This is a genomic window from Streptomyces sp. cf386 (assembly GCF_900103585.1).
Lineage (GTDB): Bacteria > Actinomycetota > Actinomycetes > Streptomycetales > Streptomycetaceae > Streptomyces.
Map to the genome: position 1 here is coordinate 800,552 of NZ_FNHV01000001.1, position 20,243 is coordinate 820,794.

A 20,243-nucleotide genomic window follows, 5' to 3' on the forward strand; every position below is an offset into this window, starting at 1 on the left:
GATGCTGCGAGGAGGAAGGCGTACCGGAACATGACGTCGATCATTGCCGACGCTTTGCCCGACGTCGAATGGTTTTTCGCGGTACGGAACTTGGCGGTACGGAACTTGGCGATACGGGACTCGGCGATAGGGGACTCGGCAGTACGGATGATGTTCAGGCGCCGATGTTCTTCAGCGCCTCCCGCACCGACAGCGGCGCGAACCGCCCCCGTTCCCGCGCCAGGAACTCCCGTACGGCGTCCGGGTCGGTCTTGGCGTACTCGCGCAGGCACCAGCCGATGGCCTTGCGGACGAAGAAGTCGGGGTGGCCGGACTGGCGCAAGCAGTAGGCGAAGAGGCGCTCGGTGTCGGTGCGTTCCTTGTAGCGCAGCTGGTGGAGCAGGGCGGTGCGGGCGACCCACAGGTCGTCGTCGGCGATCCAGGCGTCCATGTCCGCGGTGAGCCTCGGGTCGGCCGCCACGAGCCCGCCGACCACGTGCGCGGCGAGCGCGTCGACGGTGTCCCACCACGAGACGGCGGTGATCAGGTGCCGGGCCACCGGCAGGAAGCCGGAGGAACAGCGCCCCACGTAGCGGCGCAGATAGTCGACCGCGAAGTAGTGGTACTCGCGCTCGGGCAGCTGCCAGCAGCGCAGGGCGACGGCGGTGCAGTCGGACTCGTCGGGGCGCGGTGTGCCCTGGAGGACGGTGCGGGACAGGGCCCGGCGCTCGGGTGTGGGGATGCCGAGGAACGGGGCCGCGTCCTTCATGTACGCCCGGGCGGCGACGGCCCGCTCCGGGTCCGCTGCGGCGGCGTACGCGGTGGTGAGCCGCTCCAGGACGGTGTCGGCCAGAGCACTGCGGGGAACTTCCAACGTTCCCTCACCTGTGACGCGCATGAGACGAACCATACGGCGATCACACATCTTCGTCGGTTACTGTCGCCGAATGCTCGATGCCACCACCCGCTCTGGGGGCACCGCAACGGCCTCTCCTCGGGCCGCCGCCACGGAGCTCACCGTCCCCGCGCCGCTGACGGCGCCCGCGCCCGCGGGCTTCGCCGCGCGCTGCACAAGAGTGCTGCTCTCTCCCTGGTCACGGCTGTCCCTGCTCGTGGTCCTGCTGGCCGCGGCCGCGTCGTCCGTGCTGCTCTTCGAGCCGCACAAGCTCCTCGCGAACGGCTGGCCGCCCCAGGTCGGGGGCCCGACCGCGATCGTGCTGTTCGCGGTGGCGTACGGGCTGATCACGGTGGCGTTCGTGCCGCGGCCGCTGCTGAACCTCGCGGCGGGTGCGCTCTTCGGCTCCGAGTGGGGCATCGGCGCGGCCCTGGTGGGCACCGTGATCGGTGCCGGGATCGCCTTCGGACTGGGCCGGCTGCTCGGCCAGCAGGCGCTGCGCCCGCTGCTGCGCGGCCGGTGGCTGAAGGCGGCGGACAACCAGTTCAGCAAGCACGGCTTCCGCTCGATGCTGGCGGCGCGGCTGTTCCCCGGTGTGCCGTTCTGGGCCGCGAACTACGCTGCCGCCGTCTCCCGCATGGGCATCGTCCCCTTCCTGCTCGCGACGGCGCTCGGGTCGATCCCCAACGTCGCCGCCTACGTGGTCGCCGGTGCCCGGGCCTCCACACCGACGTCTCCGGTGTTCCTGATCGCGGTGGCCGCGATCGCGCTGCCGGCGCTCGCGGGCGCGGTGGTGGCCTGGCGCAAGCGCCACCACCTGCGCGGTCGCTGAGCCGGCCGTCGGAACTGGCAGTCGGATCAGGCCGCCGGAATCAGGCCGTCGGTTCAGTCCGTCGGTTCAGTCCGTCGGCTCAAACCGACTCGATGATCATCGCGTTGGCGAGCCCGCCCGCCTCGCACATCGTCTGCAGGGCGTAGCGGGCGCCGCGTGCGCGCATCGCATGGACCAGGGTCGTCGTCAGCCGGGTGCCGCTCGCGCCGAGCGGGTGGCCGAGGGCGATCGCACCGCCGTGCACGTTGACCTTGGCGAGGTCGGCGCCGGTCTCCTGCTGCCAGGCCAGGACGACGCTGGAGAAGGCCTCGTTCACCTCGAAGAGGTCGATGTCGTCGAGCCTCAGCCCCGCCCTGCGCAGCACCTTCTCGGTCGCCGGGACGACTCCCGTGAGCATCAGAAGGGGGTCGGAGCCGGTGACGGCGAAGCTGTGCAGGCGGGCGAGAGGGCGCAGGCCGAGTCGGGCCGCCGTGTCGGCGGAGGTGATGAGCACGGCGGAGGCGCCGTCGTTGACGGGGCTGGCGTTGCCCGCCGTGACATTCCACTCGATCTGCGGGAAGCGCTCGGCGAAGGCCGGGTCGTAGTAGGCGGGCTTGAGGCCGCCGAGGATCTCGGGAGTGCTGCCCGGTCGTACGCACTCGTCGCGCGAGACGCCCTCCAGGGGCGCGACCTCGGCGTCGAACAGGCCCTTGTCCCAGGCCTCGGCCGCCTTGCGGTGCGAGGAGACGGCGAACGCGTCCATCTGCTCGCGCGTGACCGACCACTTGGCGGCGATCAGCTCGGCGCTGATGCCCTGCGGGACGAGACCTTCCGGGTAGCGCTCGGCGATGCCGGGGCCGAAGGGATCCTTGCCGGGCGGCACGTTCGACCACATCGGCACCCGGCTCATCGACTCGACGCCACAGGCGACGACCAGGTCGTACGCGCCCGAGATCACACCCTGGGCGGCGAAGTGCACGGCCTGCTGGGACGACCCGCACTGGCGGTCCACAGTGGTCGCCGGGACCGTCTCCGGGAAGCCCGCCGACAGGGCTGCGTAGCGGGTGGTGTTCATGGCCTGCTCGCCGACCTGGTCGACGGTGCCGCCGATGACGTCGTCGATCAGCGCCGGGTCGACGCCGGAGCGCTCGACGAGGGTGCGCAGGGTGTGGCCGAGGAGCTGGACGGGGTGGACGTGCGCCAGGGCGCCGTTCGGCTTGCCCTTGCCCATCGGGGTGCGTACGGCTTCGACGATGACTGCGTCACGCATGGTGCGGCCTCCACAGCTACCAGTCAGTAGGGAATTCAAACTCACCATAGCCCTGCGGGTTGGAAAATCAAACCCTCCCCTAGAATTGGCGCCATGGCCGCCACCAAAGACCCTCGCCCCTGTTCCATCGCCGACGCCCTGGCGCTCGTCGGCGAGAAGTACTCCCTGCTCGTCCTGCGCGAGGTGTGCCTCGGCAACGGTCGCTTCGACCAGCTCGTACGCAACATCGGCGCCCCGCGCGACATCCTGGCCACGCGACTGCGGCGCCTCGTCGACGCGGGCATCCTGACCAAGCGCACCTACAGCGAGCGCCCGCAGCGGTTCGAGTACCGGCCCACGCAGGCGGGGCTGGAGCTGGAGCCGGTCCTGATGACCCTCATGGCGTGGGGCGACCGCCATCTGCGCAAGGACGACGACCGCCCCATGGTGATCGAGCACACCTGCGGCAACGAGCTGGTCCCGCTCGTCACCTGCCGGGCCTGCGGTGGCGTGGTGCACCACGAGGACCTCACGGCCCACCCGCAGGTGCCGGGATGGACGGTGGCGGGGCCGACGGCGGCCTGAGTCACCCCAGGGTGACCATGAACTCCCTGACGTTCACCAGGGATGCGTCTGTAGATACTTGGCGATCTCGTCCCGCCCCCACGCCCCGTCGGCCACGACGACCCGGTAGCGGCGGGTAAGGGTCTCGCCGGGCGCCAGCTCCAGCTCGTCGTGGAACGCCCAGGAGGGGGCCACGCCCGCGAAGGGCTCGTTGCGTACGAACCAGCGGGCGGGGTGGGTGCCCCGGTCGCCGGCGTGATCGTTCTCCGGGGCGTGCAGGAAGACGAGGGTCGCGTGGCCGTCGCGGCCGTCGTGCTCGCCGGAGTAGGCCAGCCAGGGCGCCTGTTCGGCCATCAGGCCGGGACCATCGGCGTCGGGGGCGATGATCCGGCCGCCCTGGAAGGCGCGCGGGCCACGCCAGAACAGGCCGGTGTATCCGGCCATTTCGCGTCCGGCGGTGGTGGGGCTACCGAAGCGCAGCGGCTCGTCGCGCCGGTTCGTGACGGCGCTCGTCCAGGTCAGGGCCCAGGACCCGGAATCCGGCTCGACATCGTGTACCTCGACACGGCGCCGCTCGTCGGCCCACAGCTCACCGCTGTGCGGATGCCAGGTCAGCCGCTCGGCGATGACGACACGGTCGCCGTCCGAGGAGACCTCGTCGAAGCCGACGTGCGCCATCGACCCGACGCGCTCGGGGAGTTCGAGATACCCCTGTCCATGGACGTACGAATTGCCGCCCCACAGGTTCGCCCCCGACAGATGCGAGGCCGTGAGGGACAGGCCCTTGTGCCAGCGGTGGTCGTTGGGCCGGTAGTCGGTGACGACGTCGCCGGCGAGGGTCCGCAGCGGGTGGACGTACGGCTTCGGGGCCTCCCAGGCCGCCTCCGGCCGATAGACGTAGGCGAGCAGTTCGACGCCGCCCACCGGCTCGGTCACGGTGATGCGGTCGCCGTACATGTGGACGATGTGCAGCCCGGTCACGCGGCGGCCTCCTCGTCCGCGACGGCCCCCTCGCCGCCGTCGACCTGCCCGCCCCCGCCGGGCGCCCACCCGAGCGCACCCCCGTGCATCGCCGCGTAGAACGGGTCGCCGGGTCCGATCTCACCCGCACGCACCGTCGCATCCGTGAACGCCGACTTGTACAGCGCGGCGATCAGCTCCAGGCTCGTCCGCCCCTCGGCGCCACTGCTGCGCGGACGCTCCCCCGCGTACATGCTCGCGACCAGTTCCCGCAGTTGCTCCAGATGCGAACTGGGCAGGTCCGTGCCGAAGTCCTGCCAGCGCGCGGCATCGGCGGCGGGCACGTCCCGGGCCGGGGTGATGCGCCAATTGTCGTTGCTGTGGCCGTAGAGATGGGTGAGTTCGACGGTGGCGCGCTCGCAGTCGATGCGGATGCGGCTGACCTCGTCGGGGCTGAGCACGCTGTTCACGACGGTCGCCATCGCACCGTTCGCGAAGCGCACCAGGGCGGTCGAGACGTCCTCCGTCTCCACGTCGTGCACCAGCCGGCCGGCCATGGCGCGCACCTCGCTCCACGGTCCGAGCAGGTCGAGCAGCAGGTCCATCTGATGGATGCCGTGCCCCATCGCGGGGCCGCCGCCCTCGGTCTGCCAGCGACCGCGCCAGGGCACGGCGTAGTAGGCGGTGTCGCGGTACCAGGTGGTCTGACAGTGCGCGACGAGCGGCCGGCCCATGGCCCGCTCGGCCAGCAGCCGCCGTACATGGCGGGTGCCCGAGCCGAAGCGGTGCTGGAAGACGATCGAGGCGTACGGCCCGCCGTCCTTGCCCTCCTCCGCCTCGACGGCGTCGAAGTCGGCGAGGCTCGGCACGGGCGGCTTCTCGCACCACACCCAGGCACCGGCGCGCAGCGCGGCGACGCTCTGGCCCCGGTGCAGCGTGGGCGGGGTGCAGATGGTGACCAGGTCGGGGCTCTGCTCCCGGAGCATCCGATCGAGATCGGTGTAGGGGCGGGGAGCGCCGCCCGCGACAGCGCAGAAGGACTCCACCGACCCCGGGTCGACGTCGACGGCGGCGACGAGCTCCGTCTCGCCCTCCTCGGCGAGCCTGGCGAGCGCGGGCAGGTGCGAGTCACGCGCGATGGCGCCGGTGCCGATCACGGCGACCCGGATGCGGCGGCCGGTGAGCGGGGCGGACTCGGATGCGGCCATGGACGTGATCAGACTCCTCCGGGGCACGGGCAAGACCAAAGGGGCAGCAAGCGCTTTCATTCCGCAGCAACGTAAGCGGCGGCCCCACCGCAGGTCAACACCGGTATGGCCGGGGGTGGTGAGCTACGGCCCAACCCCCTGTGCCGGAGCTGTCATCGCGGGACGCTACGCTGCCCCTCGACACTCGCGATCACTGCGCCGCCGACGCTGTGTCCCTCCGCCCCTCACCACGATCAGCACTGGACTCCGTAACTTCATGTCTTGGTTTGAATCGCTCATCCTCGGACTCGTCCAGGGGCTGACCGAGTTCCTCCCCGTGTCCTCCAGCGCGCACCTGCGGCTGACCGCGGCGTTCTCGGGCTGGGAGGACCCGGGTGCGGCCTTCACGGCGATCACGCAGATCGGCACGGAAGCCGCGGTACTGATCTACTTCCGCAACGACATCGGGCGCATCATCGTGGCGTGGCTGAAGTCGCTGACGAACAAGGAGATGCGGCGCGACCACGACGCCCAGATGGGCTGGCTGGTGATCGTCGGCTCGATCCCGATCGGCGTCCTGGGCCTGACCCTCAAGGACCAGATCGAGGGCCCCTTCCGCGATCTGCGCATCACGGCGACCATGCTGATCGTCGTCGGCATCATCATCGGCATCGCCGACCGGCTGGCGGCACGCGACGAGTCGGGCGGCCGGCACCGCGCGGCCAAGCAGCGCAAGGGCCTTGAGGAACTGAACGTGAAGGACGGCCTGATCTTCGGCCTGTGCCAGTCCGCGGCCCTCATCCCCGGCGTCTCCCGCTCCGGAGCCACCATCAGCGGCGGCCTCTTCATGGGCTACCAGCGCGAGGCCGCGGCCCGCTACTCCTTCCTCCTCGCGATCCCGGCCGTACTCGCCTCCGGCCTCTTCGAGCTCAAGGACGCGATGGAGAGCGACCACGTCTCCTGGGGTCCGACGATCTTCGCCACGGTGATCGCCTTCGCCACCGGTTACGCGGTCATCGCGTGGTTCATGAAGTACATCTCGACCAAGAGCTTCATGCCGTTCGTCTGGTACCGCATCGCGCTCGGCATCATCATCTTCGTGCTGGTGGCGGCGGGTGTCCTCAGCCCGCACGCGGCGGAATCGGCAGGCTGACGGGCACCGGGGCGTCCATGGCCCTCACCCAGCAGTTCGCCCGTGTCACCCCGGAGTACCTGGAGCTCTGCCGCACCTCGGCACTCGACTCACCGGGGGCGGCGCCCGGTTGGAACCCGCCACCCGACGATCTCCTGGACACGGACTGGGCGGTCTGGGGCCTCATCCGGCACTGCCGCTCGACGGGAGTCGACGCGGACCTGATCGCGCTGCTCGACCGGGCGGTCTGCGGGGACCCCGGCGGGGACATCGGCTTCCTCGATCACGACGAGGTGTACGACGGCTTCGACGACCCGCCCCAGGTCCTTTCCCCTGCCTCCGTCGCGGACATCGCCCACGCCCTCGTCAAGGTCGACCTCGACGTCGTTCTCGCCAACCTGCCGACCGCCACCGACGACGCGGCTGCCGCATGCGGATTCGGCCGTGGTTTCAACGGAGATGTGCGGGGCCATCTCGTCGAACACTTCGGGGCGATGCGGGAGTTCTACGTCGGGGCGGCCAGGCGCGGCCTGTGTGTGGTCGTCTGGGCCGACTGAGCGCGCGAGCGTCGCTGACCCACCGGTCAGTAACAGCGCCTCACCGCCCTACCCCTGAAATCCGTGACCAATCACATACGTTGTGCGTAGCCGTTCGGTAGCGCACTGTCAGTTCTTACCCCTAGGCTTGTCCGCATGTCCCCCCATTCCTTAGGCCCTGGTTCCGTGCGGTCTGCTGCCGCTGTGAACGAGGAGATACGCGCCCTGTGGCTCCGCGCGGGCGGCTCGCTGTCGGCTCAGGAGCGTGCGGAGTACGAGCTGTTGGTGGTCGAGTGGGCGGCCGCCATCCGCGGCGAGGTCATCGAGGCGGCCTGAGGTCCAGGTCTTGCAGGGGGACGGCACGCCGTCCGTGACTGCCTGTTGCCGAACTCCCGGCACAGGACGGCCCATTGGTCCGAGGGCGCAACGGAGACGCCAGACGCCCGTCAGGCGTCGAAGCGGCTGCGCGCGTCCTCGATGTGACCGAGGTACTGGTGAGTCCAGCCGCACATGGCATCGACCGTGGCGCGCAGGCCCCGGCCCGGCTCGGTGAGGGTGTACTCGACCCTCGGCGGCACCGTGGGGTGCACCTTCCGGCCGACCAGACCGTTGCGCTCCAGCATGCGCAGGTTCTGGGTCAGCATCTTGTGGCTGACGCCCTCGACCTCGTTCCGCAGCTCACTGAAGCGCAGGGTGCGCTCGCCGAGCGCCTCGATGATCAGGAGCGCCCATTTGTTGGCGACGTCCGAGAAGATCTCCCGCGCCAGCGAGTCCGCGCGCCTCAGGTCGGCGTCCTCGGGCAGGCCCTTGAGCAGTTGCTTGGTCACCATCTGGTTCCCCAGTCACCGAAAAGTGCGTTCTTCCAGGTCAGCCCTCACTCTCCTACAGTTTCCGAGTAACCACAAGAGAGCACCTCAGAAGGGCGAGCACCATGGTCACCCCCATCGATGTCTTCAACCACCACGTGCCGGCCGAGAGCGACTTCGGCTACTCACAGGCGATCAGGTCCGGCGACCTGATCCACATCTCCGGACAGCTCGCGCTCGGTGAGGCGGGCGAGTTCCTCCACCCGAACGACTTCGCCGCCCAGCTCAAGCAGACCTACGCCAACCTGGAGAAGGTCCTGGACCACTACGGAGTCACCCGGAACCAGGTCGTCTCGCAGACCCTCTACGTGGTGGACCTACGGCAGAACACCACGGCGACGGCAGAGGGCAACCTGGCGTACTTCGGCGATCACCGCCCTGCCAGCACGGTCCTGGGTGTCTCCGAACTGACCTTCCCCGGCCAGGTCATCGAGATCAGTCTCGTCGTCGACGCACGGCTGCCCGCCTGAACTCACTCGCGACTAGGACTTGTCCGGCCGATCATGTTGCTGGTTAGGGTGCGAGCGTGTCGGAGACGAGCGTGAGCAACGAGACCAGCAGCATGCTCTGCCTGTGGGTCGAGCCATGGGGAACCGATCACTGGATGCGTCCGGGCGAGGAGTTCACAGTGGTGACTGAGACGGAGGCGGAGGAGTCGCCGTTCAATGTGGTTGTGCATGGTCAGGGCATCACGGTGTGGGTGAACTCTGGCAACGATGCCGAGGTCTTCGACAAGAACGGAGGCCGAGTGCCGTGTGGGCACCAGAGGCCGGCCGAGGGCGGTCTTTGAGCTGGTTCCCGGATCTTCAGGTCCGGAGCCAGATCCCCACGGCCGCCGCTGTCGCGGTGCCAAGGTAGACGTAACCGCGCTTGTCGTAGCGAGTGGCGACAGCTCGGGACTGCTTCAAACGATTGATAGCCCGTTCGACGGTGTTTCGCTTCTTGTACCGCTCGTCGTCGAAGCCCGGTGGCCGCCCGCCGCGTGAACCCTTGCGCAGACGGGCCGCCTGGCTGTCGGCCTTCTCCGGGATCGGGCCGCCGTAGGTACTCGCGACACGGCCTGTTGCTGTATGCCTTGTCCGCGGCGAGGCTATTCGGCTTCTTGCGGGGCCTGCCCGGGCCGAGTTTGGGGACCCAGATCTTCTCCAAGACCGGCTTGAACTGGGTGCAGTCCGCCCTTTGACCTGGAGTGATGACCAGAGAGAGCGGACGGCAGCGGCCGTCCGCGCTCAGATGGACCTTGCTGGTGAACCCGCCCCGCGAACGACCCAAGCCCTCACTTCCAGCACCACCTCCACCAGGCGGCCGACGAGGCTCTGCCACGGCGTCTCGTCCTGGTGTTCCACCTCGTCGGCCCCTTTTGAGGCGGGCGCAGGGGGCGGATCGGTGCGCGCCCCGGCCGCGTGCTGATGCGCGCGGACGATGGTGGAGTCCACCGAGATGTCCCAGTCGAATTCACCTGCCGCGTCAGCTGCGGCCTGGACCTGCTGAAGCAGACGTTCCCAGGTGCCGTCGGCCGACCACAGCCGGTGGCGTTCGTAGATGGTCTTCCACGGGCCGAACCGCTCGGGCAGGTCCCGCCACTGAACGCCGCTCCGCACCCGGTGCAGAATCCCGTCGATCACCTGACGGTGATCCCGCCACCGGCCGCAACGACCGTTGCTCACCGGCAGGAACGACCGCAGCCGTTCCCACTCGGCATCACTCAGATCACCCCGTCCCATGACAGGAAGAACGACATGGGACAGACGGCAGTCACAAGATCACACGAACCCGGATCCCTACTCCGTGACGAAGGGTGCGTATCCGACCGGGACCTCGCTCACCTGAAGGTCCGAGAAGAGCAAGGTCACGTTGTGCGCGTTGGTTTCAATGCGCACCTCGTGAAAGTCGATCCCGAGGGCCTGCGACCAGCGGCGGGTCGCCTCGGACTTAGAAAGGAGTTTGGCTCCCGGGTACAGGGCGTGCCACTTCACACCCCAGACGTATCCGTCGAGGTCGACACCGGTCTCGTGGTCGATGAGCCGATCGTCCAAGGAGACCCGCCAGGTCTCCGCCGGCACTGACGTCTCACACCGGGCCTCAACGCAGTACCGGAAGAGATACCGCAGGTGGGACGGCGCGATGCCGGTACGGGGATCAGCCGTCGCGTAGACGATGACCTCGTAGTCGCGCATGTAGTTGGTGTATCCATGGTGCACGACAGCGTGATCGAAGGTCTCGTCCAGCATCTGCGCAAGTACGGCGGTATCCATGCCGCCCTTCTACCTCACTCGGCAAGACCTTCGATAACGAGATTCACGGGTGCTCGGCGCCGCTTCCCTCGGAGATCGTCCGGACAAGTCCTAGGGGCCCACCGCACCTTGCACGAATCGCCGAAGGTGCGCACGGACAGCGTCGGGCTGCTCCAACCAGGGCTCGTGCCCCGCGCCCTCGATCCGGGTCAGCGGGAGAGCGAGCCGGAGCGCGAGCGATTCAAGTGCCGACGCCGGCCGGGGATCCTCGGCCCCGCAGAGGAGTTCCGCCCGCGCGGGCAGACGCTCACGTAGATCGGCAAGGTGCTCATCAAGCGGATCCGCGCGTCCTTCCTTGCCGAGTTCGCCGTTCATGGACCAGTTGACCGGGCGACGCCGCCGGGCTTCCTGGGCCGCCCAGTGCCAACCGCGTTCGGGATCGGCGTGGTCGGTGAACCAGGCCAGCGTGAGCAGTTCGACTTCCTGCTCCTCCGTGCGGAGCGGCAGCTCCTGCAATGCGCGGAGCCGCTCCTGCTGCGCCGCGGACATGCGGCGGCTCCGCTCCGCTCGATACCCGGTACGCCAATCACCGACGAACGGCCCGCACATCAGCATCATGGCGGCAACCCGATCGGAGTGCCTCAGGCAGAACCGGCTCGCCAGGTCGGTGCCGTAGGAGTGCCCGATCAGTACGGCCTCGGACACGTCCCACGCGTCGAGCAGCTCGGCGAGATCGTCGACATGCCGGGCGAGGGAATGGGTGCCCCGCCACGGGGATCGGCCCGTGCCGCGCTGGTCGTACCGGTACACCGGCGCGAGGTCCGCGATCATGGGGGCGACCACGCCCAGGTAGTCCGGCAGTCCCGGACCCCCGTGGAGCAGGATCACGGCCGGCCGCCGGGTCGTGTCCCCCAGCGCCGTCCACCGCAACTGCGCCCCGTCGGTCATCGACACGAGACCCGGCGTCTCCATCAAAGTCACCGCGCAGAACCTACCGGTGACACTGACGCTCCGCCAAAGGTCAGGAACAGGCCCCCGTCAAAGGTTCGCGGTCACGCGTCCCAGGTGACCGGGAGGCTCTTCACCCCGTAGATGTCCGCGGTCTCCGGGCGCAGGCCGACTTCCTCGGCCGGTACGGCCAGGCGCAGCGTGGGGAAGCGGTTGAGCAGCGCGGAGAACGCGACCCGCATTTCGATGCGGGCCAGTTGCTGGCCCAGGCACAGGTGCACGCCGTGGCCGAAGGCCAGGTGACCGCCGTCCTGCCGGTGGAGGTCGAGCACATGGGGATCGGTGAAGCGCTCGGGGTCGCGGTTGGCGGTGTTGTACGACAGGACGACGGTCGTGCCGGCCTCGATGGTCTGGCCGCCCACCTCGACGTCCACCAGCGCCGTCCTCATGAACGACTTGGCGACGCTCAGATACCGCAGCAGTTCCTCCACGGCCCGGTCGGCGAGCGCCGGATCAGCGCGCAGTGCGGCCAGTTGGGCCGGGTGCTGCAGGAGCGCGAAGGTGCCGAGAGACAGCATGTTCGCGGTGGTATCGAACCCGGCCGCCAGCAGGATCAGGCTGATCCCCTTCAACTCCTCATCGGTCAAGTCGCTGTCGGTGAGCTCGCTGAGCACGTCGTCGGTGGGGTTCGCGCGCTTGGCGGCCACCAGTTCCGCGAGGTACTCCTGAGTCGCGGTGTAGGCGGCTATCAGCTCCTCGTCGCTCGGCTCCCCGTTCATGAACGAGTCGACCTGCTCCTGGAAGGAGGCCCGTTCCTCGTACGGCACCCCCAGCAGCTCACAGATGATGATGGTGGGGATGGGCTTGGCGAACGCGGTCACCAGATCCGTCGGCGGCCCTGCCTTCTCCATCGCGTCCAGGCAGTTGGTGGTGATCTGCTCGATGCGCTCGGTGAGCAGTCGCATCCGCCGCGCGGTGAACTTGCCGACCAGGGGTTTCCGGTAGCGCCCGTGCTGTGGGTCGTCCATGAGGAGGAACTCGCCGGGCGGCGCCGGGGGAAGCTCGAAGTCGACCACGTTCAGGAGCTCCTTGCGCGAGCTGAACCGCGGGTCGGCCAGGACCGACCTGACCAGGTCGTACCCGGTGATCAGCCAGCCGGGTTTTCCGCCGGGGTGGGTGTAGCGGCTGATGGGTCCGTGCCGACGGGCGTCAATCAGTTCTGTCGGCGGGTCGAAGGGGCAGCCGGATCGGCGCGCCGTCGGCAGCGTCGTGACGGTGTGGAGCGATTCACCCATGACATTCCTCATCTCACGAAAGAACGCGTTTAACAGAATCGAAAGCTACGTTGCGTTCACATTTTCGTCAATCAGTTGAGAGTCATATAGGCAGGTGAAGAGCGGTAAATTGATGCAATGACACTGAGAGTGAATGCAACGGCTCGTTGCATTGAATGAGGGCGAAGGCAATACCGGCGGGGACGTTCCCGGTCATCGGTCGCCATGGGCTCGTAGCTGCGCGAGGACGTCATCGTCCAGCGGATAGGGCCGCTCCTGCGGCAACAGCTGCGCCGCACGCTCCAGTTCACCCGCCCGTACGCGCGCGTGGATCTCCGTGACGAGGGAAGTCACGTCCGTGATGCCGACGGTCCACTCGTCCGCGTACCGGGCGGCAGCCTCCCCGGAGAGCCCCAGTTGCAGGGACCGGTACGGCAAGGGGTTGAGGTGCAGATCGCGCTCCGGATCCCACTGCACGCGCGCGGGCGCCGCCTTCAACTGCCGCTTCCAGGTGGCCCGGTCACCGTGCAGGACGGGGACGTAGTGCGAGAGACACGCATGGCGCAGCGCCCAGACGAAGCCCTCCCGGCTGATCTCGACGGCGAGGACGGTCTCCTGGTTCTCCTTGGTGGCCCAGCCGCAGCGGTACATCATCCAGAGGAACGACGGCTTGATCCACGTCATCCGGTCCCGGCTCCAGGACGACGGAAAACGGCCGTCGCGGGCCGCGGCCCGGCCGATCCCGGGGCCGTAGGCCTGGTAGACGGTGACCGTGGACTCGCTGTGGTGGGCGCGGATGCGGAATCCGGGTTCCTGTCGGCGGAGGGGGACCGGACGGTCTTTCTGATCATTCACGGAGACAGCCTCGCCGCCGCCCCCGCCGACATCCACCGAATTTCGCTGCACGCCCTCTTGGCTCATCCCACCTCATGCCCAACACTGAGCCGATGACGCAGCGTGTGGAACTCGCCACCCTGAGGGATCGGCTCGCGGTCGACGAGCTGATCACCGACTATGCCGTGGCCGTGGACGACGGCGACTGGGCGGCGTACCGGAGCCTGTTCGCCGCCGACGGGCGCGCGGACTACCGCTCGGCCGGTGGCATCGAGGGGGACGCCGGGCAGGTCGCCGTGTGGCTCGCGGAGAGCATGCGGCTGTTCTCGATGCGGCAGCACCTCATCGTCAACCGCCGGGTGCGCTTCGAGGTCCTGGAGCAGGACACCGGCGACACGGCCCGGGTCCAGGCCGACTACGTCAATCCGATGCGGATCGCCGAGAACGGCGAGGGCTCCGCCGCCCCCGACTTCGTGTGCGGCGGCCGGTACGCGTTCGGGCTGCTGCGGACGTACGACGGGTGGCGGCTGCGCCAGGTGGTCGTACAGGAGAAGTGGCGCCGGCTGCCCGAGCGGACCGCGCCCGCGGTGATCGACTGAGCGGACGCCCACTGTCCCACTGTCAGTGCCTGCGAGCACACTGGAAGGACCACGGGGTAGGGAGACGCCGCATGAAGACGATCAGCCACTGGCTCGCCTCGCCGTGGCGGCGTTCGACCGCCGCCGCGCTGGCCGGTGCGCTGCCCGTGCTCGCCTTCCCGGAGCCGTCGCTGTGGTGGTTCGCGTACGTCGCCCTGGTCCCGTGGATCGCGCTGCTCCGGTCCGCGCCGACCGGACGGCAGGCGGTGCACGACGGCTGGTGGGGCGGGTTCGGCTTCATGCTGGCGATGCACCACTGGCTGCTGCCGAACCTCCATGTGTTCACACTCGTGATCGCCGCCCTGCTCGGCGCGTTGTGGGCCCCCTGGGGCTGGCTGGTGCGCCGCTTCCTGGCCGGGAGACCGTCCGCGGGCCGGGTCGCGGCGGCCTTCGCCGTCCTGCCGTCGGGATGGCTGCTGATCGAGTTGGTCCGCTCCTGGCAGGGGCTCGGCGGGCCGTGGGGCGTGCTGGGCTCCAGTCAGTGGGAGGTGGAGCCCGCGCTGCGGCTCGCCTCGGTGGGCGGGGTGTGGCTGATCAGCTTCCTGGTGGTGGCCGTCAATGTGGCGGTGGCGGTGCTGGTGGCGGTGCGGAGGGCCTGGGTACCCGCGGTGGCGGGTCTGCTCGCCGCCGCCGTCGGCACCTCGGCCGTCTGGGTGTGGTCCCCGCGGCCCGACGTCGAGGGCCGGGTGCGGATCGCCGTCGTACAGCCGGGTGTCATGCAGGGCGTCGGCCAGCCCGAGCGTCGTTTCGACCGGGAGGAGCAGCTCACCCGCGAGCTGGCCGGCCAGGACGTCGACCTGATCGTCTGGGGCGAGAGCAGCGTCGGCTACGACCTCGACGACCGGCCCGACTTCGCACGGCGGCTCGCCGCCCTGTCGCGTGAGACGGGGGCGAACATCCTGGTCAACGTGGACGCGCGACGCTCCGACAAGCCCGGCATCTACAAGAGCTCCATCCTGGTCGGCCCGGACGGCCCGACGGGCGACCGCTACGACAAGATGCGGCTGGTCCCCTTCGGGGAGTACATACCGCTGCGCTCGATGCTGGGCTGGGCGACCTCCGTGGGCAAGGCGGCCGCCGAGGACCGCAGGCGCGGCACGGAGCAGGTCGTGATGGACGCCGGGCACGGGCTGCGCATCGGCCCGATGGTCTGCTTCGAGTCCGCGTTCTCCGACATGAGCCGCAATCTCGCCGACGACGGCGCCCAGGTGCTGATCGCCCAGTCCGCGACCTCGACGTTCCAGCAGAGCTGGGCCCCCGAGCAGCACGCCTCGCTCGCCGCGCTGCGCGCCGCCGAGACCGGCCGCCCGATGGTGCACGCGACCTTGACCGGCGTCTCCGCCGTGTACGGCCCGAGCGGGGAGCGCATCGGTTCCTGGCTGGGCACGAGCGCGAGCAGCAGCACGGTCTACGACGTGCCGCTGGCCGACGGTGTCACACCGTACGTCCGCTTCGGCGAGTGGCCGGTGTATGCGGCGCTGCTGATCATCGCCGCCTGGGGCGTCGGCGAGGCCGCCCGGACCCTGCGACCTCGGTTCAGGCGGCCGAGGACCGATCCTGAACCGCCCGCACGACCTGCTCGCACAACTCATGGGTCGCCAGCGCGTCCCGGGCGCTGAGCACCTTGCCCGCGCGCACGGCGTCGAGGAAGGCCAGCACCGCCTGCTCGATACCGCGCTGGCGGGCCACCGGCACCCAGTCCCCGCGCCGCCGCACGGTCGGCTGGCCCTTGTGGTCGACGACCTCGGCGAGGTTGAGGACCTGACGCTTGGTGTCCTGCCCCGACACCTCGAGGATCTCCTCGGCCGAGCCGCTGAGCCGGTTCATCACACCGAGCGCGGTGAAGCCGTCCCCCGAGAGCTGGAGCACGACATGGTGCAGCAGACCGCCCTCGACGCGGGCGCGCACGGTCACGTCGTCGACGGGGCCGGGCGCCAGGAAGCGCAGCGTGTCCACGACATGGATGAAGTCGTCCAGGATCATCGAGCGCGGCTCTTCCGGCAGCCCGATCCGGTTCTTCTGCATCAGGATCAGCTCGCGCGGATGGTCGGCGCACTGCGCATAGCCGGGTGCGTAACGCCGGTTGAAGCCGACGGCGAGGCTCACCTCGCGCCGTTCGGCCAGTGCCACCAGCCGCTCGGACTCGTCGAGCCGGTAGGCGAGCGGCTTGTCGACGTACGTCGGCACGCCCGCCTCCAGCAGCCGGGTCACGATCTCCGGATGGACGACGGTGGGCGCGTGCACGAAGGCGGCGTCGAGGCCCTGGGCGAGCAGCGAGTCGAGGTCCTCGTGCCGCTGCTCCGGCGGAAGGTGGAGGCCGTCGGCGACCCGGGCGAGCGTCGCGGGGGTACGGGTCTGCAGATGCAGTTCGACCCCGGGCCGACCGCCGAGCACCGGCACGTAGGCCTTCTGCGCGATGTCACCGAGTCCGATGCAGCCGACCTTCACGGGGTGGTCTCCTCTAGCGGTTGCCTGCCGGGGTTTGCCTGGAAGCATACGGCTGTTGCGGTGGCCGCCAGTCGGCGATGCCCTCGAAGCTCCGCAGGAACAACAGCGGCGCCGCCTTGGACAGCGTGGCCAGCAGGGTGTTCCGTACGGCGACCCCCGCGCGGCCGGTCATCATGTTGAGGTGGCCGATGCGCACGGCCTGGCGGGCGATGTCGGTCGTACGCGGGAGACGGGCCGCCGTGTACGCGGCGAGGTCGTCGGCATGGTGCGCCAGCACCACGGCGTCCTCGATGGCCTGGTTCCCGCCCTGCCCCAACGTCGGCGGCATGGCGTGGGCGGCGTCCCCGACCAGGGCGACCCGGCCGCGGTGGTAGGCGGGCAGCGGTTCGGCGATGTGGTGGACGTCGTGCCGCAGGATGTCCTCGGGGCGGCCGGCGGCGAGGATCGCGGGGATCGGGTCGTGCCAGTCGCCGTACCGGCGCAGCAGTTCCGCTTTCTCGTCGTCGGGCGCGCGCTCTCCGGCGGGCGTGCGGGCCGCGGCGTACGCGTAGACCCGGCCGTCCTTGAGCGGATGCGAGCCCCAGATGCGGCCCCGGCCCCAGGTCTCGTGCGAGGCGAACCGCGCGCCCGGCACCGGGATGACGACCCGCCAGGTGGTGAAGCCGGAGTAGACGGTCCCGGGGTGGTCCGGGAACAACGCCCGGCGTACGGCGGACTGGATGCCGTCGGCGGCCACCACCAGGTCGGCCTCAAGATCGCCGTCCGGGGTGCTCACGCGCGCGGGCCGGTCGGTGTCGCCCGGGTCGGAGACGGTTGCGGCGGCTCCGGTACGGACGGCCTCGGCGGGGAGTCGTGCGGCAAGGCTGGTCATGAGGGTGGCCCGGTGCAGCAGGACGAGAGGGCCGCCGAAGCGTTCGGCCACGGCGTCGGCGTCCGTGCGGGAGAGCCAGCGCCCGGACGGGGTGCGCAGACCCCCGTCGCCCTGCCAGGCCGCGAGGTCACGGATCTCCTCGCCGAGCCCGATGACGTCCAGCGCGCGCAGGGAGTTGGGCGCGAGGGAGATGGCCGCGCCGACCGGTTCCAGGGACGGCGCCCGCTCCAGCACGGTGACGTCCCAGCCGCCTCGGTGCAGTGCGACCGCCGCGGTCAGGCCGCCGATACCGCCACCGATCACGACGGCCCGCCTCGACTGTGCCATGGCTCCTCCTCGCATCGGATGCACCTACAGATCCCCGTACAGATCCCAAGGTCAACTACAGATGTAGTCAACCGCACGCCGACTCTACTACAGGCGTAGTGCGACGGGTAGGTTGATCTCCATGTCCGAACGCACCACCGGCGGCGCCCGCGCCGATCTCGTCGCCGACACCGCCCTCGCACTGCTCGCCGAGCGCGGGATGCGCGGGCTCACGCACCGGGCGGTCGACGAGGCGGCCGGGCTGCCCCAGGGCTCCACGTCCAACCTCGCCCGCACCCGGCAGGCGCTGCTGGAGCTGGCGGTGCGCCGGCTCGCCCACCGCGAGGCGCGCGTCCTGTCGCTGGAGGAGATGCCGGACCCGCGAGGCGGTCTCGACTCACTCGTGGCCGGCCTGGCCCTGGCGACGCACCGCGCCCTGACCCAGGGCCGCGAACTCACCCTCGCCCGCTACGAACTGGCCCTGGAGGCCACCCGCCGCCCCGAGCTGCGCGCCTACTTCGACGCCACGGGCGCCCGCTTCCGCGACCAACTCACCGCCCTGGTGACCGCGATGGGGTCGACCGACCCGACCCGGCACGTGCTGTCCCTGGTCGCGTGGGCGGACGGGCTCATGTTCAGCTGTGTGGCGGGCTCCTACAGCGCGGAGGTGCCGAGCCTGGCGGAGGTCCGGGCTGGGCTGCGGGAGCTGCTCGACGGGATGTTCGACCGGGGAGCCCGGTGACCGTGAAAAACTCCCGGTGAACCGGCCCGAGTTGGGAAATGATGCGGGCATGACGATCGAACGCCATGAACCCGCCACCACCGCCGGCGAACGCACGATGCTGGAGGGCTGGCTGGAGTACCACCGGCAGACCCTCGCCTGGAAGTGCGAGGGCCTGACCGACGCCCAGCTCAGGACCGCCTCGGTGGAGCCGTCCGAGCTGTCCCTGATGGGGCTGGTGCGGCACATGGCGGAGGTGGAGCGGGGCTGGTTCCGCAAGGTGCTCGCGGCCGAGGACTCCGACCCGATCTACTACACCGAGGAAGACCCGGACGGCGAGTTCCACCTCTCCGAGACGGACACCTGGGAGGAGGCGTACGCCACCTGGCAGGCCGAGATCGAGTGCGCCCGGCGCAACGCGGCCCGCTTCGGCCTCGACGACATCTCCGAGGGCAAGCACCGGCGGACCGGCGAGCGGTTCAACCTGCGCTGGATCTACACCCACATGATCGAGGAGTACGCCCGCCACAACGGCCACGCCGACCTGGTCCGCGAGCGCGTCGACGGCGCCACGGGCGACTGACGTCAGCCGGGACGCGAGCGCGCCGCCCGTACGGGGTCAGAGATCACCCGTGTGGATCAACCTCTGCTGGTCCGGTGTCCGGGCGGCCGCCCGACCCACCAGAGTTGCGCGCGTGCATCGAACGACGACCACCGCAACGCTCCTGGTCACCGTGGCCGTCTCGGCCCTCTCCGGCTGTACCACGGTCCAGCGCCCGGCGACGCCCGGCCCACCGGCGCCGACACCGTCCCAGCCGCCGGCGCCCCGGGCGAGCGGGCCGACGGAACGGCCGGTCGTGCAGTCACCGGCCCGCGAGGCCCTGACCCTGATCGACCCGTCCCGCCGCCCGGACCCCACGCCGTCGACCGCACACTCCGCGTCCCCCACCACCCCGCCACCGGCGCACGCACCCTCAGCCCCTCGCACGCACCCGCACAACCCTCGCCCCGGGCACCACGAACCCGGTCGCCCCGCCGGGCGACCCGCCTCCGACGCCCCCGAGCGACCGCCCGTCAAAATCCCCGTCGTACCGGAGCCGGTCCGCCCGGTGGCCCCGAAGAACGGGGACATCTGCGCGCTGGGCAGGAAGTACGGCGGTTGGCCGGCGGGCAGCCCGGAGTCGAGGATCTGCGAGCAGACGTACGGCCGCTGAGCGGCTCGGGGCGCTCCGCTGACCCGGCGCATCCCCCTCCCCCCAAAAAAAGCACCCCTGAGGGCGTACTACCCCTCCCCCAACCACCCCTCCAACCGGCGGATCTCCGCCCGCACCCCGTACCCGTACCCGTCGTCCCCCAACACCGCCGCCGCCCCCCGCGCCCGGCGCAGGTGCACCAGCGCGGCCTCCGCGCGGCCGAGCTTCACATAGTCGGCGGCCAGATTCAGATGCAGCGACGGATACAGGGCTCGCGCCGCGGGCGCACCGCCGGCCCCCTCCGCCTCGGTCAACGCCCGCAGATCCCACGCCAGCTCGTCCGAAGGGTCGTCCTGCGTGTCCGCCAGGTAGTGCGCCAGGGTACACCGGTGCAGTGGGTCGCCGTCCTCGCCGAGCTCCGTCCACAGGTCCAGCAACCGACGCCGGGCCTCCTCCCGGTCCCCCGCGTGATGGAGCATGACGACCTGCCCGATCCGCGTCGGCAACGCGTCCGGCGTCGCCTGCTCCCGTTGCTCCGCCACCGCGTCCTCCGGACCCTCGTCGGATGATCCCTCCGACGCTAACGGTCCCCACCGG

The 20,243-nt window shown here is 70.1% G+C and carries 26 protein-coding genes; 12 read left to right on the forward strand and 14 right to left on the reverse strand.

The features are described from left to right. Nucleotides 1-154 precede the first annotated feature (154 nt). Complete coding sequence (locus BLU79_RS03590; RefSeq protein WP_093904075.1) at nt 155-877, reverse strand: DNA alkylation repair protein; 723 nt, start codon at nt 875-877, stop codon at nt 155-157. 49 nt (nt 878-926) lie between these two features. On the opposite strand from BLU79_RS03590, the gene BLU79_RS03595 reads away from it, so the two are divergent. Then, a complete protein-coding gene (locus tag BLU79_RS03595) occupies nt 927-1,706 on the forward strand; it encodes a TVP38/TMEM64 family protein (protein WP_093904076.1) in 780 nt (259 codons plus the stop codon). A 79-nt stretch (nt 1,707-1,785) separates the two neighbouring features. Here the strand turns inward: BLU79_RS03595 and BLU79_RS03600 are convergent, their stop codons facing one another. Continuing rightward, nucleotides 1,786-2,955, reverse strand: a complete 1,170-nt coding sequence (locus BLU79_RS03600; protein ID WP_093904077.1) for a thiolase family protein — start codon at nt 2,953-2,955, stop codon at nt 1,786-1,788. 93 nt (nt 2,956-3,048) lie between these two features. Between BLU79_RS03600 and BLU79_RS03605 the strand changes: the two genes are divergently transcribed. After that, nucleotides 3,049-3,519, forward strand: coding sequence for a winged helix-turn-helix transcriptional regulator (locus tag BLU79_RS03605; RefSeq protein ID WP_093904078.1), 471 nt, complete (start codon nt 3,049-3,051; stop codon nt 3,517-3,519). Nucleotides 3,520-3,552: 33 nt separating this feature from the next. Here the strand turns inward: BLU79_RS03605 and BLU79_RS03610 are convergent, their stop codons facing one another. Together BLU79_RS03610 and BLU79_RS03615 are read right to left on the reverse strand one after the other, a co-directional pair. Beyond that, complete coding sequence (locus tag BLU79_RS03610; protein WP_093904215.1) at nt 3,553-4,455, reverse strand: DUF6807 domain-containing protein; 903 nt, start codon at nt 4,453-4,455, stop codon at nt 3,553-3,555. Nucleotides 4,456-4,475: 20 nt separating this feature from the next. Continuing rightward, entirely contained in the window at nt 4,476-5,666 is a 1,191-nt protein-coding gene (locus tag BLU79_RS03615) for a Gfo/Idh/MocA family protein (protein ID WP_256333121.1), read from the reverse strand. A gap of 256 nt (nt 5,667-5,922) precedes the next feature. On the opposite strand from BLU79_RS03615, the gene BLU79_RS03620 reads away from it, so the two are divergent. From BLU79_RS03620 to BLU79_RS03630, 3 genes are all read left to right on the forward strand, one after another. Continuing rightward, the gene (locus BLU79_RS03620) at nt 5,923-6,798 is read left to right on the forward strand and encodes an undecaprenyl-diphosphate phosphatase (protein WP_093904079.1); all 876 of its coding nucleotides are present in this window, start codon (nt 5,923-5,925) and stop codon (nt 6,796-6,798) included. 17 nt (nt 6,799-6,815) lie between these two features. Continuing rightward, complete coding sequence (locus BLU79_RS03625; protein ID WP_093904080.1) at nt 6,816-7,334, forward strand: DUF1877 domain-containing protein; 519 nt, start codon at nt 6,816-6,818, stop codon at nt 7,332-7,334. A 135-nt stretch (nt 7,335-7,469) separates the two neighbouring features. Beyond that, nucleotides 7,470-7,649, forward strand: a complete 180-nt coding sequence (locus tag BLU79_RS03630; protein WP_093904081.1) for a hypothetical protein — start codon at nt 7,470-7,472, stop codon at nt 7,647-7,649. A gap of 110 nt (nt 7,650-7,759) precedes the next feature. Here the strand turns inward: BLU79_RS03630 and BLU79_RS03635 are convergent, their stop codons facing one another. Then, the gene (locus BLU79_RS03635) at nt 7,760-8,143 is read right to left on the reverse strand and encodes a winged helix-turn-helix transcriptional regulator (RefSeq protein ID WP_093904082.1); all 384 of its coding nucleotides are present in this window, start codon (nt 8,141-8,143) and stop codon (nt 7,760-7,762) included. A 101-nt stretch (nt 8,144-8,244) separates the two neighbouring features. Here BLU79_RS03635 and BLU79_RS03640 point away from each other — a divergent pair, with 101 nt between their 5' ends. Together BLU79_RS03640 and BLU79_RS03645 are read left to right on the forward strand one after the other, a co-directional pair. After that, entirely contained in the window at nt 8,245-8,649 is a 405-nt protein-coding gene (locus tag BLU79_RS03640; RefSeq protein ID WP_093904083.1) for a RidA family protein, read from the forward strand. Between the two features lie 71 nt (nt 8,650-8,720). Further along, nucleotides 8,721-8,969: a hypothetical protein gene (locus BLU79_RS03645; RefSeq protein WP_256333122.1), complete on the forward strand. Its 249-nt coding sequence runs from the start codon at nt 8,721-8,723 to the stop codon at nt 8,967-8,969. On the opposite strand, the gene BLU79_RS49850 is transcribed toward BLU79_RS03645, so the two are convergent. The 6 genes from BLU79_RS49850 to BLU79_RS03670 form a co-directional block, all read right to left on the reverse strand. After that, the gene (locus BLU79_RS49850) at nt 8,861-9,502 is read right to left on the reverse strand and encodes a transposase (protein ID WP_371131799.1); all 642 of its coding nucleotides are present in this window, start codon (nt 9,500-9,502) and stop codon (nt 8,861-8,863) included. The two genes, BLU79_RS03645 and BLU79_RS49850, sit on opposite strands and share 109 nt — an antisense overlap. Then, nucleotides 9,409-9,903 (reverse strand): IS5 family transposase, encoded by a 495-nt coding sequence (locus BLU79_RS49855; RefSeq protein WP_371131800.1) that lies wholly within the window; start codon nt 9,901-9,903, stop codon nt 9,409-9,411. The genes BLU79_RS49850 and BLU79_RS49855 overlap by 94 nt, the downstream gene beginning before the upstream one ends. A 57-nt stretch (nt 9,904-9,960) precedes the next feature. Then, the gene (locus BLU79_RS03655; protein ID WP_093904085.1) at nt 9,961-10,434 is read right to left on the reverse strand and encodes a YxiG-like protein; all 474 of its coding nucleotides are present in this window, start codon (nt 10,432-10,434) and stop codon (nt 9,961-9,963) included. A gap of 90 nt (nt 10,435-10,524) precedes the next feature. Further along, nucleotides 10,525-11,385 carry an alpha/beta fold hydrolase gene (locus BLU79_RS03660; protein WP_256333137.1) on the reverse strand — a complete coding sequence of 287 codons (861 nt, stop codon included), beginning with the start codon at nt 11,383-11,385 and terminating at the stop codon, nt 10,525-10,527. An 80-nt stretch (nt 11,386-11,465) separates the two neighbouring features. After that, complete coding sequence (locus BLU79_RS03665) at nt 11,466-12,656, reverse strand: cytochrome P450 (RefSeq protein WP_093904086.1); 1,191 nt, start codon at nt 12,654-12,656, stop codon at nt 11,466-11,468. A gap of 192 nt (nt 12,657-12,848) precedes the next feature. Next, complete coding sequence (locus BLU79_RS03670; protein WP_093904217.1) at nt 12,849-13,490, reverse strand: DUF4291 domain-containing protein; 642 nt, start codon at nt 13,488-13,490, stop codon at nt 12,849-12,851. A gap of 92 nt (nt 13,491-13,582) precedes the next feature. On the opposite strand from BLU79_RS03670, the gene BLU79_RS03675 reads away from it, so the two are divergent. Together BLU79_RS03675 and lnt are read left to right on the forward strand one after the other, a co-directional pair. Continuing rightward, entirely contained in the window at nt 13,583-14,068 is a 486-nt protein-coding gene (locus tag BLU79_RS03675; protein WP_093904087.1) for a nuclear transport factor 2 family protein, read from the forward strand. Between the two features lie 71 nt (nt 14,069-14,139). Further along, nucleotides 14,140-15,726, forward strand: a complete 1,587-nt coding sequence (gene lnt / locus BLU79_RS03680; protein ID WP_093904088.1) for an apolipoprotein N-acyltransferase — start codon at nt 14,140-14,142, stop codon at nt 15,724-15,726. Here the strand turns inward: lnt and BLU79_RS03685 are convergent. Together BLU79_RS03685 and BLU79_RS03690 are read right to left on the reverse strand one after the other, a co-directional pair. Next, entirely contained in the window at nt 15,644-16,555 is a 912-nt protein-coding gene (locus BLU79_RS03685) for a Gfo/Idh/MocA family protein (RefSeq protein ID WP_093904089.1), read from the reverse strand. The genes lnt and BLU79_RS03685 overlap by 83 nt on opposite strands. Nucleotides 16,556-16,568: 13 nt before the next feature. Continuing rightward, the gene (locus tag BLU79_RS03690; RefSeq protein ID WP_093904090.1) at nt 16,569-17,753 is read right to left on the reverse strand and encodes an FAD-dependent monooxygenase; all 1,185 of its coding nucleotides are present in this window, start codon (nt 17,751-17,753) and stop codon (nt 16,569-16,571) included. Between the two features lie 121 nt (nt 17,754-17,874). Between BLU79_RS03690 and BLU79_RS03695 the strand changes: the two genes are divergently transcribed. From BLU79_RS03695 to BLU79_RS03705, 3 genes are all read left to right on the forward strand, one after another. Continuing rightward, nucleotides 17,875-18,474, forward strand: coding sequence for a TetR/AcrR family transcriptional regulator (locus BLU79_RS03695; RefSeq protein WP_093904091.1), 600 nt, complete (start codon nt 17,875-17,877; stop codon nt 18,472-18,474). 49 nt (nt 18,475-18,523) lie between these two features. Then, nucleotides 18,524-19,036 (forward strand): DinB family protein, encoded by a 513-nt coding sequence (locus tag BLU79_RS03700; protein ID WP_093904092.1) that lies wholly within the window; start codon nt 18,524-18,526, stop codon nt 19,034-19,036. Between the two features lie 112 nt (nt 19,037-19,148). Continuing rightward, a complete protein-coding gene (locus BLU79_RS03705) occupies nt 19,149-19,667 on the forward strand; it encodes a hypothetical protein (RefSeq protein ID WP_093904093.1) in 519 nt (172 codons plus the stop codon). Nucleotides 19,668-19,735: 68 nt separating this feature from the next. Here the strand turns inward: BLU79_RS03705 and BLU79_RS03710 are convergent, their stop codons facing one another. Continuing rightward, nucleotides 19,736-20,188, reverse strand: coding sequence for a hypothetical protein (locus BLU79_RS03710; protein WP_093904094.1), 453 nt, complete (start codon nt 20,186-20,188; stop codon nt 19,736-19,738). Nucleotides 20,189-20,243 lie beyond the last annotated feature (55 nt).

Coding starts and splice junctions, on each gene's coding strand:
- BLU79_RS03610 (WP_093904215.1), bottom strand. CDS start 4,455: ATGTACGGCGACCGCATCACCGTGACCGAGCCGGTGGGCGGCGTCGAA.
- BLU79_RS03660 (WP_256333137.1), bottom strand. CDS start 11,385: ATGGAGACGCCGGGTCTCGTGTCGATGACCGACGGGGCGCAGTTGCGG.
- BLU79_RS03640 (WP_093904083.1), top strand. CDS start 8,245: ATGGTCACCCCCATCGATGTCTTCAACCACCACGTGCCGGCCGAGAGC.
- BLU79_RS03690 (WP_093904090.1), bottom strand. CDS start 17,753: ATGGCACAGTCGAGGCGGGCCGTCGTGATCGGTGGCGGTATCGGCGGC.
- BLU79_RS03665 (WP_093904086.1), bottom strand. CDS start 12,656: ATGGGTGAATCGCTCCACACCGTCACGACGCTGCCGACGGCGCGCCGA.
- BLU79_RS03600 (WP_093904077.1), bottom strand. CDS start 2,955: ATGCGTGACGCAGTCATCGTCGAAGCCGTACGCACCCCGATGGGCAAG.
- BLU79_RS03625 (WP_093904080.1), top strand. CDS start 6,816: ATGGCCCTCACCCAGCAGTTCGCCCGTGTCACCCCGGAGTACCTGGAG.
- BLU79_RS03655 (WP_093904085.1), bottom strand. CDS start 10,434: ATGGATACCGCCGTACTTGCGCAGATGCTGGACGAGACCTTCGATCAC.
- BLU79_RS03700 (WP_093904092.1), top strand. CDS start 18,524: ATGACGATCGAACGCCATGAACCCGCCACCACCGCCGGCGAACGCACG.
- BLU79_RS03595 (WP_093904076.1), top strand. CDS start 927: ATGCTCGATGCCACCACCCGCTCTGGGGGCACCGCAACGGCCTCTCCT.
- lnt (WP_093904088.1), top strand. CDS start 14,140: ATGAAGACGATCAGCCACTGGCTCGCCTCGCCGTGGCGGCGTTCGACC.
- BLU79_RS03615 (WP_256333121.1), bottom strand. CDS start 5,666: ATGGCCGCATCCGAGTCCGCCCCGCTCACCGGCCGCCGCATCCGGGTC.
- BLU79_RS03590 (WP_093904075.1), bottom strand. CDS start 877: ATGCGCGTCACAGGTGAGGGAACGTTGGAAGTTCCCCGCAGTGCTCTG.
- BLU79_RS03695 (WP_093904091.1), top strand. CDS start 17,875: ATGTCCGAACGCACCACCGGCGGCGCCCGCGCCGATCTCGTCGCCGAC.
- BLU79_RS03675 (WP_093904087.1), top strand. CDS start 13,583: ATGACGCAGCGTGTGGAACTCGCCACCCTGAGGGATCGGCTCGCGGTC.
- BLU79_RS03620 (WP_093904079.1), top strand. CDS start 5,923: ATGTCTTGGTTTGAATCGCTCATCCTCGGACTCGTCCAGGGGCTGACC.
- BLU79_RS03630 (WP_093904081.1), top strand. CDS start 7,470: ATGTCCCCCCATTCCTTAGGCCCTGGTTCCGTGCGGTCTGCTGCCGCT.
- BLU79_RS49855 (WP_371131800.1), bottom strand. CDS start 9,903: ATGGGACGGGGTGATCTGAGTGATGCCGAGTGGGAACGGCTGCGGTCG.
- BLU79_RS03635 (WP_093904082.1), bottom strand. CDS start 8,143: ATGGTGACCAAGCAACTGCTCAAGGGCCTGCCCGAGGACGCCGACCTG.
- BLU79_RS03605 (WP_093904078.1), top strand. CDS start 3,049: ATGGCCGCCACCAAAGACCCTCGCCCCTGTTCCATCGCCGACGCCCTG.